Origin of the sequence: Dactylosporangium sucinum (assembly GCF_014647515.1) — a bacterium.
GTDB lineage: Bacteria > Actinomycetota > Actinomycetes > Mycobacteriales > Micromonosporaceae > Dactylosporangium > Dactylosporangium sucinum.
In genome coordinates this window covers 1-239 of record NZ_BMPI01000195.1, presented here as the reverse complement: position 1 = coordinate 239, position 239 = coordinate 1, and the positions used below count along the sequence as shown (strand labels likewise).

Below are 239 nucleotides of genomic sequence, written 5' to 3'. Positions count from 1 at the left end.
GTTGGGGCGGAGCCGGTCGGGGTTGACGGCGCCTATGACACGTTGGCTGAGGCTGGGTTTGGTTACGGTCCGACGTTTCAGGGCCTGCGTCGTGTCTGGCGTGGCGGTGATGACGTTTTTGTGGAGGCGGTCCTTCCGGACGGTGCGGACCCGTCGGCGTTTGTGTTGCACCCGGCGCTGCTCGATGCGGTGTTGCACGGGATCGGCCTGGCTGTTACTGGGCATCCCGGTCTGGATGG

General features: G+C 65.7%; 1 protein-coding gene. It reads left to right on the top strand.

The window, feature by feature from the left end; genetic code table 11:
• The coding region (locus IEZ31_RS55775) for a polyketide synthase dehydratase domain-containing protein (RefSeq protein ID WP_190258293.1) at window positions 1-239 on the top strand (239 nt) is incomplete at both ends.